The sequence below is a fragment of the Kitasatospora sp. NPDC059817 genome (assembly GCF_042731835.1).
Lineage (GTDB): Bacteria > Actinomycetota > Actinomycetes > Streptomycetales > Streptomycetaceae > Kitasatospora.
The window spans coordinates 11,493-25,838 of record NZ_JBHWIR010000109.1 but is presented as its reverse complement, the minus strand read 5'-3'; the positions used below and the strand labels follow the sequence as shown (position 1 = coordinate 25,838).

Genomic DNA, 14,346 nt, shown 5'->3' with positions numbered 1-14,346 from the left:
CGCCGCCCGCGTGCGCGGGCGCCCCCCCCCCACGCCGCCGGGGGCGGCGCGGGCTACCCGGGCGGCCCGGCCGGACCGCTCGGCTACCCGGCCGACTACCCCGGCGGCCCCGGCGGCCCGCGCAAGAAGCGCGGCGGCCTGGTCGCCCTGATCGCAGCCGTCGCGCTGGTCGCCGGCGTGGCCGGCGGGGCGCTCGGCGTGACCGTCGCGGACCGCAACGACCGCACCAACAGCGCCGACGACCACCGCAGCACCACCGTCCAGGCCAGCAACACCCAGAAGAACGAGCCCGCCCCCGGCTCGATCGCCGGCATCGCGCAGAAGGCGCTGCCCAGCGTCGTCACCATCAAGGCGCAGGGCAACGGCGAGTCGGGCACCGGCACCGGCTTCGTCTTCGACACCGAGGGCCACATCCTCACCAACAACCACGTGGTCGCGCCGACCCTCAACGGCGGCAAACTGACCGTCAAGTTCGCCGACGGCACGTCCTACAACGCGTCCGTGCTGGGCCACGCCGAGGGCTACGACGTCGCCGTGGTCAAGATCGACAACCCGCCGAAGAGCAAGCTGGCCCCGCTTCCGCTGGCCGACTCCGACAAGGTCAACGTCGGTGACGCCACCGTCGCGATCGGTGCGCCGTACGGCCTGGAGTCCACCGTCACCAGCGGCATCGTCAGCGCCAAGGACCGCCCGGTCGCCTCCGGCGACGAGACCGGCGGCCAGTCCTCCTACATGAACGCCCTGCAGACCGACGCCTCGATCAACCCCGGCAACTCCGGCGGCCCGCTGCTCGACTCCAGCGGCTCGGTGATCGGCATCAACTCGGCGATCCAGTCCAACGCCTCCGCCAACGGCCGGGCCGGCAGCATCGGCCTCGGCTTCGCCATCCCGATCAACCAGGCCAAGTGGGTCGCCGACACCCTGATCAAGACCGGCAAGCCGGTCTACGCCAAGCTCGACGTGCTGCGCAACGACGACTACAAGGGCGACGGCGCGCAGATCCAGACCCGCGACATCCAGGGCCAGCCGGCCGTCACCCCCGGAGGCGCCGCCGACAAGGCCGGTCTCAAGCCGGGCGACGTCATCACCAAGCTCGGCGGAGTCCCGATCGACAACGGCCCCGCCCTGGTCAGCCGGATCTGGACGCACAAGCCCGGCGAGACCGTCGACGTCGAGTACACCCGCAACGGCCAGCAGTTCAACACCAAGGTCACCCTCGGCCAGCGGGACGGCGACAGCTGACCCCCACCCGCACGAAACGGTGTGCACCGAACCCCGCCGGACCCGTTAGGCTGACCTCCGCCTGGAGAGCTGCCCGAGCGGCCTAAGGGAACAGTCTTGAAAACTGTCGTGCGGTGACCCCGTACCGTGGGTTCGAATCCCACGCTCTCCGCTGGTTGGAGAACCACCTGCTCAGGGCGGGTGCCGAGATCACTCGGCACCCGCCTTTCGCGTTTGCGGCCGGCGGGGGTTGACCCTGACACGGTGGCAGGGGGTGGAGTGGGGGCACCATGTTGAACATCGGAGACTTCGCCAGCCACGGCCGGGTGTCGGTGCGGATGCTGCGCCACTACGACGCGATCGGGCTGCTGCGGCCCGCCAGGGTGGACCCGGTCAGCGGGTACCGGTCCTACGAGGCGTCCCAACTCGCCCGGCTCAACCGGGTGATCGCGCTCAAGGAGCTCGGCTTCACGCTGCAGCAGGTGCGGGCCGTCCTGGACGAGCAGGTGGACGCGGCCGAACTGCGCGGGATGCTGCGGCTGCGCCGGGCCCAACTCGCCGAGGCGATCGCCGCGGACGAGCAGCGGCTGACCAGGGTGGAGGCGAGGCTCCGGACGATCGAGAGCGAGGGGACCATGTCCGCACACGACGTCGTGCTGAAGCGGGTGCCGTCCGTCCGGGTGGCCGAACTGACCGCGGTGGCCGCGAGTTACGAGCCGGAGGACATCGGACCGGTGATCGGCCCGCTGTTCGCGGAGCTGTGCCGGCGGCTGGCCGAGGCCGGGATCGCCGGGGCGGGCCCGTCCGTCGCCCGGTACGAGGACGTGCCGGAGGGCGAGGGCACGGTGCTGATCCGGGTGGCCGTCCCGGTCGGGCCGGCGGTGGAGCCGGGCCGGTACGGCTTCGCGGTGCTCGACCTGCCGCCGATCGAGGAGGCGGCGACGGTCGTGCACCGCGGCTCGATGGACGAGGCGATGGGGAGCTTCCAGGAGCTGGCCCGCTTCATCGACGCGAACGGCTACCGCTCGGCCGGCTACGCCCGGGAGCTCTACCTGGAGTGCCCGGACGACCCGGCGCGGTGGGTCACGGAGTTCCAGGAGCCGGTGGTCCGCCGGTAGGCCCTGCCCGGCCGAGGCCCGTGCCCCGCAGATCCCGCCGGGGCCCACTTGCCGGGCCTCCGGCGGGCGGGCAGAGTGCGGTGGAGGCGGCGGGCGGCGAGTGGAGGCGGCGATGGGTGACCTGACGGACCGACTGGCGCAGGGCCTTCCGGCCGGGGCCGTGGTGGTGGATCCGGACGTGACCGCCGCCTACCGCCATGACATGGCCGGCTTCTGCGCCGCCGGTGCGCCCGCCGTGGTGGTGTTCCCGGAGACGGTCGAGCAGGTGCAGCACGTGCTGCGCACCGCCACCGCGCTGCGGGTGCCGGTGGTGCCGCAGGGGGCGCGGACCGGGCTGTCGGGGGCGGCGAACGCCGTGGACGGCTGCATCGTGCTGTCGATGGTGAAGTTGAACCGGATCCTGGAGCTCGACCCGGTGAACCGGATCGCGGTGGTCGAACCCGGCGTGGTGAACGCCGAACTGTCGCGAGCAGCCGAGGAGTTGGGGCTTTCGTACCCGCCGGACCCGTCCAGCTGGGAGTCCTGCACGATCGGCGGCAACATCGGCACCGGCGCGGGCGGGCTCTGCTGCGTGAAGTACGGCGTCACCAGCGAGTACGTGCTCGGCCTGGACGTGGTGCTGGCGGACGGGCGGCTGCTGTCCACCGGGCGCCGGACGGCCAAGGGCGTGGCCGGGTACGACCTGACCCGGCTGCTGGTCGGCTCGGAGGGCACGCTGGGCGTGGTGGTCCGGGCGGTGCTCGCGCTGCGGCCCGCGCCGGCGCCGCAGCTGGCGCTGGCGGCGGAGTTCCCGAGCGCGGACGCGGCGGGCGCGGCCGTCTGCGAGGTGATGGCGCGCGGCCTGACCCCGTCGCTGATGGAGCTGATGGACGCGGTCAGCGTGCGGGCGGTCAACGACCTGGGGCGGATGGGGCTGCCGGAGACGACCCGGGCGCTGCTGCTGGTGGCCTTCGACGGGCCGGACCGGGAGGCCGGGCTGGTGCGGGTGGCGGAGCTCTGCCGGGAGGCCGGGGCGACCGAGGTGGTGCCGGCCGAGGACGAGGCGGAATCGCAGCTGCTGCTGGAGGCCCGGCGACTGGCGCTGCCCGCGCTGGACCGGTTGGGCACCACGATGATCGACGACGTGGCGGTGCCGCGCTCCCGGCTGGCCGAGATGCTGAACGGTGTGGCGGCGATCGCCGAGCGGCACGCGCTGACCATCGGGGTGGTCAGCCATGCCGGGGACGGCAACACCCACCCGATCGTGATCTTCGACGGCTCGGACGAGGAGCAGGCTGCGCGGGCGCAGCGCTCCTTCGACGAGATCATGGCGCTGGGGCTGGAGCTGGGCGGCACGATCACCGGGGAGCACGGGGTGGGGCTGCTCAAGCGGGACTGGCTGGCGCGCGAGCTGGGGCCGGTCGCGCTGGACCTCCAGCGACAGCTGAAGGCGGTCTTCGATCCACTGGGAATCATGAACCCGGGCAAGATGGTCTGATGGTATTTCCCCCTATTCCAGTACGACTTTCCGATGGTCTGGGAATGGCTGGAAAAGTCGACATGGGAGGGTAGTCGAACTTTTTGGGGGCGCGTTTCCTGATTTTCCTGCGCCGGGGTGGTGCGCCTGGTGGTTCGCGTGATGGCGAAGCGCCCTGCCTGGAGGGTCCTCCGAGAGGTCGCCGTTCGGGCAAAGTGCCAGCTCAGAGAGGTATGTCGGCGCACTGTCCGATTTTCGGTCCGTTATGCGCAGCCCGGGTGGATATCACGCTAACGGGCGAAAACTGCCCCGCCGACTAGTGCTTTGTCGATTTGTTGCGGAAGTCTGTCTCTCGGCGTCGCAGCCAGCAGGTGTTCGTCTGGCCGGCGAACTCCCGCACCCCTTGCTCGACAATTGCACGATTTACAGCTTCTTGGAGGCTCTCATGGCTCGCATCCACACCCGCCGGGTGGCCGGACTCCTGCTCGCCGCCCCGCTCGCGGCCGGCCTGCTGCTGGCCGGCGCCGGCGCTGCGGCCGCCGACAACGGTGCGGGCGCCGCCGCCGGTTCCAACGCCGGCGTGGTGTCCAACGTCGGCACGGGCAACGTCTTCGGCGGGGTCGACGGCAACTACATCTCCACCCAGCAGACCGCCACCGGCGCCGGCGCCTCGAACCAGAACAACACCCTCGCGGTGAAGGACAACGCGGGCACCATCCTGGCCGGGCAGTCCAACAAGAACATCAACGTCGTGTTCGCCCCGATCTTCCACTGATCCGATCGGGCACCACCGACGGCGGGGGCGCCGGAGGTGGGCGGCCGCGGGTGAGCTGAGCGCTCGCGGAGGGGCTCGAACCAGTCTCCGGGCGGAATTCCCGCCCGGGCGCGGATCAGAACAGCGCATGACCGGCCAGCGGAAAGGGTCGCCGTGAAGCCGGCCTCGGGGGGGGGGGGGGGGGGGGGGCCCGCCCCGCCCCCCGCCGCGCCCCCCCGCCCCCCCGCCCCGCCCACCCACCCCCCCCCCCTCCCCCCGCCCCCCGCGCGCCCCCCCCCCCCCGCCCGGGCGGGGGGGGGGGGGGGGGGGGGCGGCGGGGGTCGCGCCCGGGCGCGGCCCGGCCCTGGGGGGGGGCCCCCCACGCGCCCCCCCCCACGAGTGCGTCCGGAGCCGGGCGCGAACCGCACGGGCCCGCTCGTCGCCGGCTGCCAGGCGCCGCCAGCTGTCCGGCACCGCCGACATCGCCGGCTGCCCGACACCGCCGGCACCGCTCGGGACCGCCCGCCGAGGCCCGCCCGGACGCCCCGAACGCGTCCAGCGAGGGCCCGCGCCCGGAGCCGTCGGTGCTCGGCGGTACGGTTGCGCTCCGACAGCGCACCACGTGCCCGGGCCCGGGAACCACGGCCCGGCCGGGGCGGCGACCGCGGCAACCGGAAGAGAGGGCGCGCGATGGCGGCGGAGGAGGAGGGCCTGACCGGCCCGGGCGAGGCCTGGCCTGCACCGGAGCCGGATCCGCGACCCGGGCCGGACGCCCGCCGGGAGCCGGCCGAGCACCGGCCCGAGCCGAAGTCCGTGCCCGAGCTGCTGCTCGGCCGCCCGCCGATGGCCCGCCCGCTGCCGACCTTCGACGCCGAGGCCGCGCCCGCCGAGCCCGGCCCGCTGTTCGTGGACTGGCTCGCCACCGCGCTGGCCGCCGGCGTGCCGGACCCGCAGGTGGTCACCCTCTCCACGGTCGACGCGGACGGCCTGCCGGACGCCCGGGTGCTGGTGCTGCGCGACGTCGACGCGTCCGGCACCGGCTGGGTCTTCTCCGCCGCCGCCGACAGCCCCAAGGGCCGCCAGCTGGCCGACCACCCGGCCGCCGCGCTGACCGTCTACTGGCCCCAGCTGGGCCGCCAGGTGCGGGTCCGCGGCACCGTCGAGCGGGCCGCCGACCTGGTCGCCGCCGCCGAGTTCGCCACCCGCTCCCCGGATGCCCGGGTCGGCGCGCTGGTCGGGCGGCAGAGCGAGCCGATGGCCTCGCTCGCCGAGTACGACGAGGCCGTCGCCGTCGCCCGCCGCCGGTTGGAGGCCACTCCGGACGCGGTCGCGGCCGGGCACGCGGTCTACACCCTGTGGGCGCACGAGGTGGAGTACTGGCAGGGCGACGCGCAGCGCCGGCACGTCCGGCTGCGCTACACCCGCACCGGCCCGGTCCGGACCCCGGAGTGGTCGCGCACCCTGCTGTGGCCGTAGCGGTCTGACGGCCCAAGGGCCCGGCCTGGCCGGGCCCCGCCGTCGTGCGGCCCTACCGCCGCCCGGTCAGCGTGGCTCCCACGCTGGCCGCCACCACACAGCCGATCCCGGCCAGCTGCGGCACGCCCAGCAGCTGGCCGAGCACCACCAGGCCGACCAGCGCGCTGACCGCCGGCTCCAGACTGACCAGCACGCTGAACACCCGCTGCGGCATCCGCCGCAGCGCGGTCATCTCCAGTGCGTACGGGATCACCGGCAGCAGCAGCGACACCCCGGCCACCGCGGCCAGCAGTCCCAGCGGCGAGGCGCCGGGCGCGGTCAGCCCGTCCCAGGCCTGGCCGAGCCCGAACGGCGCCAGGGCGAGCGCGCCGACCGTCATCGACACCGCCAGGCCCTGGAAGCCCTGGAAGGCGGCGCCGACCTTGTCGGTGAACAGGATGTACGCGGCGTAGCAGGCGGCGGCCCCGAAGGCGTAGAGCAGGCCGACCGGGTCGAGCCCGCCCCCGTCGCCGCCCTCGCCGAGCAGGGTCAGCAGGACGACGCCGCCGGCGGCGAGCAGCGCCCAGAGCAGGTGGCTGGCGCGCCGGGCGAAGACCAGGGCGACCGCGAGCGGGCCGAGGAACTCGATGGTCGCGGCGGTGCCCATCGGCAGCCGGTCGATCGCCCCGGCGAACAGGAAGGTCATCCCGGCCGAGGCCACGCCCAGCAGGGCCGCCGCGGCGAGGTCGCGCGGGCGCTTGTCGCGCAGCCGGGGCCGGGTGACGGCGAGCAGGATGACCGCCGCGAAGCCCAGCCGCAGGAAGGTGGTGCCGCTGACCCCGAGCGGGCCGAACAGCGGCTTGGACAGGGCGATCCCGGTCTGCACCAGGAACATCGCGGTCAGACAGAGAAGCGGCGCCGGGATCCTCTCCGGGCGCCGCAGGACCTTCGGGAGTCGGCCGGTGGGCCGGCCGGGGGGCGCGTCGGGCGGTGCCGTGGAGCCGGGTGTCCCGCCTCGTCGCCAGCTGCCCCGCTCGCCGGCGGGCTCGCCCTGGGGGGCGGGCGGCATGGCAAGCGCCTCGGCGACGGCGGCAGCCGGCATCGGGGCGGTGGTTTCGCTGGGATGGGAGCTGGGCATATGGGCGAGTTTGCCGTAAGGAGTGATGAACGGGCAAGCTCGTTACAACTATCGGGACGGATGTGGACGGGTGCGGCCGAAAGGGTGGGCTCGCCCGGTGCGCCCGGCGTGGTTGCCGCATTCGTCCGATGGTCCGTCAGTAGCAAGGGCGGGTGCGCTATCTCCGCCCCGCGGCCCTGCTCGCCGCCTCCCTCGTGCTCCTGCTGGCCACCGACGGGACGGGCGTGAGCGCCGGGGCCGCCGCCCTCCCCCGCATCCGGGCCCTCACCCTGCCCGACCGGTTCGGCCCGCCCAGGATCCACGACGACTTCACCGGCCCCGCCTTCGACGCCTGCACCGCGCCGCCCCTCGACACCCTGCGGGCCTGGCACGGGGTCTCCCCGTACGGCGCGCTCGGCATCTACGTCAGCGGCGCCCAGCGCGGCTGCGGCCAGCCCCGGCTCACCGCCGAGTGGGTGCGCCAGGCCCGCGCACTGGGCTGGCGCTTCCTGCCGGCCCACGTCGGGCTCCAGGCGCCGTGCAGCGAACTCGCCCGCAAGCCGCGCCGGATCGACCCCGCCCACGCGGTCGAGCAGGGCCGGGACGAGGCCACCGAAGCCGTCCACGCGATGGGCTCGCTCGGATTCGGCAAGGGCGGCCCGGTCTACCTCGACATCGAGGCCTACCCGATGCACGACCCCGCCTGCGGCCAGGCCGTGGTCGACTTCGCCGTCGGCTGGACCCAGGCCCTGCACGCCGCCGGCTACCGCTCCGGCTTCTACTCCAGCCTCGACTCCGGCATCGCCGACCTGGCCGCCGCCGCCCGGGCCGGCAGCTTCCCGCTGCCCGACGCCCTCTGGTACGCCCGCTGGGACGACCGGGCCGACACCTCCGATTCCGGCGCCCTCGGCTCCGGCCTCTGGGGCGACCACCAGCGCGTCCACCAGTACCGCGGCAACGTCGAGGAGACCTACGGCGGCGCCGCCCTCACGATCGACCGCAACCACGTCGACGGCCCGACCGCCGGCTGACGCGTCGCCGATCCGTGATCCGGGCAACGGGGCCGGGATACTGACAGCGGGTGGGGCGGGGCGGCACAATCGGGCACGTCCGCGCGCATTACCGCCCGGTAGGTGCCGCAGGCGCAGCCGCCAGTGCCGCCAGGTCAAGGAGGACCCGTGTTCAGCACGATGCAGGACGTCCCGCTCACCGTCGCCCGGATTCTGGAGCACGGGTCCACCATCCACGGCCGGTCCACCGTCACCACCTGGGACGGCACCGGGCCGGTCGTGCGGACGTACGCCGAGGTGGGGGCGCGGGCCGCGCAGCTCGCCCACGCGCTCCGCGACGAACTGGGGGTGACCGGGGACGACCGGGTCGCAACCCTGATGTGGAACAACTCGGTCCACCTGGAGGCGTACCTCGCCGTCCCCGCCATGGGGTCCGTGCTGCACACGCTCAACCTGCGGCTGCCCGCCCACCAGCTGTCGTTCATCGTCAACCACGCCGCCGACCACGCGGTGATCGTGGACGGCAGCGTGCTCCCGCTGCTCGCCGCCGTCCTGCCGGACCTCGCCCCGACGCTCCGGCACATCGTGGTGAACGGCCCCGCCGACCGCTCGCTGCTGGCCGGCTTCCCGGGCACCGTGCACGACTACGAGGAGCTGATCGCCGACCGGCCCACCGCCTACCCGTGGCGCAGCGACCTCGACGAGCGCGAGGCCGCCGTGCTCTGCTACACCTCCGGCACCACCGGGGACCCGAAGGGCGTGCTCTACAGCCACCGCTCGGTGTACCTGCACTGCCTCCAGGTCAACACCGGCGACAACTTCGCCTTCACCCCGCGCGACACCGCGCTGCCGGTGGTCCCGATGTTCCACGTGAACGCCTGGGGCATCCCGCACGCCGCCTTCATGTCCGGCGCCAACCTGCTCATGCCGGATCGTTTCCTCCAGCCCAAGCCGATGGCCGAGATGATCGCCGCCGTCCGGCCCACCGTCGGCGCCGCCGTCCCGACCATCTGGAGCGGCCTGCTGGACGAGCTCGACGCGGGCGACTACGACACCTCCAGCCTGCGCATGGTGGTCATCGGCGGCAGCGCCTGCCCGCCCTCGCTGATGAAGGGCTTCGAGGAGCGCCACGGAATCCGCGTGCTGCACGCCTGGGGCATGACCGAGACCTCGCCGCTCGGCTCCTTCGCCCAGCCGCCCGGCGGCCTCACCCCGGAGGAGGAGTGGCCCTACCGGGTCACCCAGGGCATCTTCCCGGCCTCCGTCGAGGCCCGGCTGGTCGGCCCGTCCGGTGAGCGGATGCCGCACGACGGCGTCGCGGCGGGCGAGCTGGAGGTGCGCGGCCCGTGGATCGCCGGGGCCTACTACGGCGGTGCCGGGCAGGACCCGGTCCGGCCGGACGACAAGTTCTCCGAGGACGGCTGGCTGCGCACCGGCGACGTCGGCACCATCACCGCCGACGGCTACCTGACCCTCACCGACCGGGCCAAGGACGTGATCAAGTCCGGCGGCGAGTGGATCTCCTCGGTCGAACTGGAGAACCAGTTGATGGCCCACCCCGAGGTGGCCGAGGCCGCCGTGGTCGCCGTCCCGGACGAGAAGTGGGGCGAGCGCCCGCTGGCCACGGTCGTGCTGCGCCCGGGTGCCACGGCCGGGCTGAGCGAGCTGCGGGCCTTCCTGGCCGGGCGGATCGCCTCCTGGCAGCTGCCGGAGCGCTGGTCGATCGTCGAGTCGGTGCCGAAGACCTCGGTCGGCAAGTTCGACAAGAAGGTGATCCGCGCCAGCTACGCGGCGGACGAACTGGACGTGACGGTGCTCGGCAAGGAGTAGCCGCCCGCCCGACCGCCGAGGGCCGGCCACCCCCGTTCCAGCGGGGTGGCCGGCCCTCGGCGCGTGCCTGGTGGATCTCGCCGGACCTTCGGCGCGTGCCTGGCGGATCTCGCCGGACCTTCGGCGTCAGGGCGCGGTCAGCCCGCCGCGGCGACGCCCGCCTCGCCCATCGCGCCGATCCGCCCGAGCAGGTCGACGATCCGGGACTGGACGTCGGCGCTGGTCGAGCGCTCGGCGAGGAACAGCACCGTCTCGCCGGTGCGCAGCCGGGGCAGTTCGCGCGGGTCGAGGTCCACCGAGGTGTAGACCACCAGCGGGGTGCGGTGCAGCCGGTCGTTGGCGCGCAGCCAGTCCAGCAGGCCGACCCGGCGGCGGCGGATCTGGAGCAGGTCCATCACCACCAGGTTGGGCTGCACGCTGCTGGCCCGGGCGACGGCGTCGTTCTCGTCCACCGCGTGCTCGACGTGCATGCCGCGCCGCTCCAGGCTGCTGATCATGGCGGCGGCGATGTCCGGGTCGCCCTCGACCAGCAGGACGCGCGGGGCGTGGTGCTCGCCGTCGCGCGGCGCGAGGGCGCGCAGCAGCACGGCCGGGTCGGCGCCGTACGCGGCGTCCCGGGTGGCCTGGCCGAGACCGGCGGTGACCAGCACGGGGACGCGGCTGTTGAGCGCGGCGGTGCGCAGCGACTGCAGCGCGGTGCGGGTGATCGGGCTGGTCAGCGGGTCGACGAAGAGCGCCGCGGGGAAGCCGGCGACCTGGGCGTCCACCTCCTCGCGGGAGCGGACGATCACCGGGCGGTAGCCGCGTTCCTGGAGCGCCTGCCGGGTGGCCGGATCGGGCTCGGGCCAGACCAGCAGCCGACGGGCGCTGCCGCCCTCCCCGTTCGAGCCGTTCGAGCCGTTCGGGCTGGCCATGGTCGGCGGCTGCTCGTCGGTCCGGTCGCCGGCGGCGGCGGGCAGTTCGGCCATCGGGCGCGGGGCGGTCCTGGCCTCGGCCGGGACGGGCGGCTGCGGTCCGGCGGCGGACGTCGGCGAACCGCCCAGCGGGCGCGGCGGCGCGAGTTCGGCGAGGCCGGTGCCGACCGGGCGCGGGCCGGACGGGTCCTCGGCGGCGGGCAGCGCCGGGCGGGCGGGCGGCAGCGCGGCGGGGCCGCCGGGCGCGGGCCGGTCCTCCTGCGGGGTCTGGTCGGACGGCGCGGTCGGGGCCTCCTGGCCGGGGCCGGGCGGCACGGCCAGCCGGCGACGGCGGCCGGTCGGCGCGGCGGCGGGCTCGGGCTGCGCGGGTGCCGGGCCGGCCGGCAGGGCGTGCTCCAGGCCGGGGTACACCGGGGTGTCGGGGGCGCCGGGGAGGGCGAAGCCGCCGGAGGAGTCCTCGGTGGGGGGCAGGGCGCGGCGCCGACGGGGCTTGGTCTCGGCGCCGTCGGCGGCCGGGGCGCCTTCCGCGGTGGGCGTGCCGCCCGCCGGGGTGCCGTCGGCGGGGGCGGCACCGGTGCCGGGGCCGAGCGCGAGCGGTTCACGCCCGCCGGTCCGGTGCTGCTGCGGGCGCTCGCCCTCGACGGGGACGGCGTAGGCCGGGCCGGAGCGGCCGTCGTCCTTGCCCCAGGGGTCGCGCTGCGCGCCGTCCGGACCGGCCAGGCCCTGGCGGCCGTACGCGGGGTCGTTGCCGGTGCCGTTCCACTGTTCGGGGACGGCCCGCTCGATCCGGGCGGGGGCGTTCGGCCACTGGTCGGCGGGGGCGTCGGGGGCGGTCCGGGCCGGGGGCGCGGGTTCCTCGGCGGCGGGGCGGCCACGGCGGCCGCGCCGCTCGGCGGCGGGTTCCTCGGCGGGCTGCTCCGCCGCCGCGGCCGGGGTCTCGCGGTCGGGCTGCTCGCCGCCGTCGGCGACCGGCTCGGCGTCCTCGCCGCTGCTGGGCAGCTGCGGGATGCCCGGCAGGTCGGGCAGGACGGCGCTGTCGCCCTCCTTGGGCCGGTCGGAGCGGCGGCCCTCGGCGGCCGCGCGCTCGGCGGCGGCCTTCGCGGCGGCCGGGTCCAACGGCAGCTCGACGACGTACGTGGTGCCGGCCTTGCCGGGCAGCTCGTGCGGCTGGAGCACGCCACCGTGGCGCTCGACCACCGCGCGGGCTATCGGCAGGTGGACGGGGCTGCCGCCGAGGCCGGGCCCGCGGATCTCGACCCGGGCGACCTCGCCGCGCTGGGCGGCGGCCAGGACGACGGTCGGCGGCTCGCCGCCGGAGGGCAGCGCGGCGGGCGTGCCGGGGGCGGCCAGGCCGGGGGAGGGGGCGGTCGGGGCGTCCAGGGCGAGGCCGATGCCGCTGACGTCGGCGACCAGGTGGGCCAGCGCCTGGGCGAGCCGGCGTTCGTCGGCGATCACCTCGACGGCGGCGGCGTGCACCGAGAACCGCACCCGGCCCGGGCCGACCAGCTCGCCGGCCGCCTCGACGGCCCGGCGGACCACCTTGTCCAGGGCGACGGGCACCCGCCGCTCGGTCGGCTTGCGGCGGTCCTTGCCGTCCTTGTTGTCCTTGCCGTCCTTCGCGTCCGGGCCGTCCGCCGGGGCGGTCTCGCCGGTCTCGCCGGCCTCGGAGCGCTGGTGCGCGAGCACGCCGTCGATCAGCCGGCTGAACCGGCGGCACTCGTCGGCGAGCCGGCGCAGCGTCCAGTTGGCCTCCGGCCACAGCTGCCCGGCCGGGTCGGCGGCGAGCGCGTCCAGCCGCTCGTTCAGCGCGGACAGCGCGCCGCCGAGTTCGCTCTCCAGGACGGCGGTGAGGTGTTCGTTGCGGGCGACCAGGGCGAGTTCGCGGCTGCGGTCGGTGAAGGTCATCACCGCGCCGACCAGCTGGTCGCCGTCCCGCACCGGCGCGGTGGTGAGGTCGACGGTGACCGGGCGGCCGTCCTTGCGCCACAGCACGGTGCCGCGCACCCGGTGCTTGCGCCCGGAGGTCAGGGTGTCCAGCAGCGCGGACTCCTCCAGCGCCAGCGGGGTGCCGTCGGCCCGGGAGTGCTGGATCAGCGGGTGCAGTTCGCGCCCGCCCAGCTCGCTCGCCCGGTACTCCAGGATGTGCGCGGCGGCCGGGTTGACCAGCACGCAGCGGCCTTCGAGGTCGACGCCGAGCACGCCCTCGGCGGCGGCGCGCAGGATCATCTCGGTCTGCTTGTGCTGGCGGCGCAGCTCGGCCTCGACGCCGAGCCGGCTGGAGAGGTCGCGGACCAGCAGCAGGAGCAGGTCGCTCGCGGAGGACGGGCGGGACCGCTCGCGGTACGGGTCGTACGAGGTGAGCCCGTAGCCGCGGCCCTCGCCGGTGCCGTCGTCGGGGAAGTCGTTGCCGGAGACCTCGACCGGGAAGCTGGTGCCGTCGGTGCGCCGGGCGGTCATCCGGACCGGGCGGTCGGGCTCGTCGCCGTCGCGGGCGGCCGGGCGCATCGAGCCGGGGATCCGGCTGGGGTCGAACTCGGGCAGGAGGTCCAGCACGCCCATGCCGACCAGCGAGGTGCCGGGCGTCTGGAGCGCGTGGACTGCCGCGCTGTTGGCGTCCACGACGGTGCCGTTGCTGTTCACCAGCAACAACGCGTCGGGCAGGGCGTCGAGTATGGCGGCGAGGCGAGCAGCGCCTCGGATCGGCCTGCTGCTCACGTCGACAGGTCTCCTCGGCTCAGGGCAGCTCCTCCGGAGACGGCAGTATCTCATTCTTCTTTGCGGCGGGGTCGACCCGCCTAGTAACGTGGGCGGTGGTTGGTGCCGAACCCCACGGTTGTGGCATCATCTCAGGCACACGGAACGGGTCCGCTCACGCGGACGTGGTCCCTGTGGAGGAGGCTTCGCCTAGTCCGGTCTATGGCGCCGCACTGCTAATGCGGTTTCGGGGTTATTCCTGATCGAGGGTTCAAATCCCTCAGCCTCCGCAGCCGGAAAGCCCCGTCGACGATCTTGTCGGCGGGGCTTTCGGCATCTCCGGGGCGGTTCCGGACCCGCCCCGCCGACCTGCTCCGCAGGCCGGGGCCGCCGGGGGTCCGAGCGGCCTCCAGGGGGTCGGCCCGGGGGCAGGGAGCAATCGATTTCGTCCCGCGTCGCAGGTCATGTAATGTTGTCCCCGCAACGCCCCGCTGGCACTGTTCATCAGGGCGAGCGCTCATAGCTCAACGGATAGAGCACTTGACTACGGATCAAGAGGTTGCAGGTTCGAATCCTGCTGAGCGCACCAATCTCCGCAAGATCGGGTTCGCCCGTTCCTTGCGCTCATAGCTCAACGGATAGAGCACTTGACTACGGATCAAGAGGTTGCAGGTTCGAATCCTGCTGAGCGCACCAGCGAGAAGCCCCCCGCCCCCCCCCCCGGGGGGGGTCCCGGGGGGGGGCCCGCGCGCGCGGGCGGGGGGGGGCGGCGGGGAG

Annotated in this window: 9 protein-coding genes and 4 tRNA genes; 11 read left to right on the top strand and 2 right to left on the bottom strand. The window is 74.9% G+C overall.

The features are described 5' to 3' along the window. From ACFV61_RS22635 to ACFV61_RS22610, 6 genes are all read left to right on the top strand, one after another. Positions 1-1,242, top strand: a 1,242-nt coding sequence (locus ACFV61_RS22635) for a S1C family serine protease (RefSeq protein ID WP_380493592.1), incomplete at its 5' end; no start/stop codon positions are given. A 63-nt stretch (positions 1,243-1,305) separates the two neighbouring features. Continuing rightward, positions 1,306-1,393, top strand: a tRNA-Ser gene (locus tag ACFV61_RS22630). Positions 1,394-1,511: 118 nt separating this feature from the next. Beyond that, positions 1,512-2,339 carry a MerR family transcriptional regulator gene (locus tag ACFV61_RS22625; RefSeq protein ID WP_380493590.1) on the top strand — a complete coding sequence of 276 codons (828 nt, stop codon included), beginning with the start codon at positions 1,512-1,514 and terminating at the stop codon, positions 2,337-2,339. Between the two features lie 112 nt (positions 2,340-2,451). Further along, positions 2,452-3,816 carry an FAD-binding oxidoreductase gene (locus tag ACFV61_RS22620; protein WP_380378461.1) on the top strand — a complete coding sequence of 455 codons (1,365 nt, stop codon included), beginning with the start codon at positions 2,452-2,454 and terminating at the stop codon, positions 3,814-3,816. Between the two features lie 424 nt (positions 3,817-4,240). Then, positions 4,241-4,570 carry a hypothetical protein gene (locus ACFV61_RS22615; protein WP_363370655.1) on the top strand — a complete coding sequence of 110 codons (330 nt, stop codon included), beginning with the start codon at positions 4,241-4,243 and terminating at the stop codon, positions 4,568-4,570. Positions 4,571-5,239: 669 nt separating this feature from the next. Next, entirely contained in the window at positions 5,240-6,025 is a 786-nt protein-coding gene (locus ACFV61_RS22610; protein WP_244293416.1) for a pyridoxal 5'-phosphate synthase, read from the top strand. A gap of 52 nt (positions 6,026-6,077) precedes the next feature. Here ACFV61_RS22610 and ACFV61_RS22605 read toward each other — a convergent pair whose 3' ends face one another. Further along, entirely contained in the window at positions 6,078-7,142 is a 1,065-nt protein-coding gene (locus ACFV61_RS22605; RefSeq protein ID WP_208869089.1) for a DMT family transporter, read from the bottom strand. Positions 7,143-7,294: 152 nt separating this feature from the next. Here ACFV61_RS22605 and ACFV61_RS22600 point away from each other — a divergent pair, with 152 nt between their 5' ends. After that, positions 7,295-8,152 (top strand): glycoside hydrolase domain-containing protein, encoded by an 858-nt coding sequence (locus ACFV61_RS22600; protein WP_380493588.1) that lies wholly within the window; start codon positions 7,295-7,297, stop codon positions 8,150-8,152. 147 nt (positions 8,153-8,299) lie between these two features. Beyond that, positions 8,300-9,961 (top strand): long-chain fatty acid--CoA ligase, encoded by a 1,662-nt coding sequence (locus ACFV61_RS22595; RefSeq protein ID WP_380493586.1) that lies wholly within the window; start codon positions 8,300-8,302, stop codon positions 9,959-9,961. A gap of 137 nt (positions 9,962-10,098) precedes the next feature. On the opposite strand, the gene ACFV61_RS22590 is transcribed toward ACFV61_RS22595, so the two are convergent. Next, a complete protein-coding gene (locus ACFV61_RS22590; protein WP_380493584.1) occupies positions 10,099-13,590 on the bottom strand; it encodes a PAS domain-containing protein in 3,492 nt (1,163 codons plus the stop codon). A 178-nt stretch (positions 13,591-13,768) separates the two neighbouring features. On the opposite strand from ACFV61_RS22590, the gene ACFV61_RS22585 reads away from it, so the two are divergent. The 3 genes from ACFV61_RS22585 to ACFV61_RS22575 all read left to right on the top strand — a co-directional run bounded on the left by ACFV61_RS22585 (position 13,769) and on the right by ACFV61_RS22575 (position 14,265). Continuing rightward, a tRNA-Ser gene (locus tag ACFV61_RS22585) sits at positions 13,769-13,859 on the top strand. A 223-nt stretch (positions 13,860-14,082) separates the two neighbouring features. Continuing rightward, positions 14,083-14,158: transfer RNA gene (locus ACFV61_RS22580), tRNA-Arg, on the top strand. A gap of 31 nt (positions 14,159-14,189) precedes the next feature. Continuing rightward, positions 14,190-14,265, top strand: a tRNA-Arg gene (locus tag ACFV61_RS22575). Positions 14,266-14,346 lie beyond the last annotated feature (81 nt).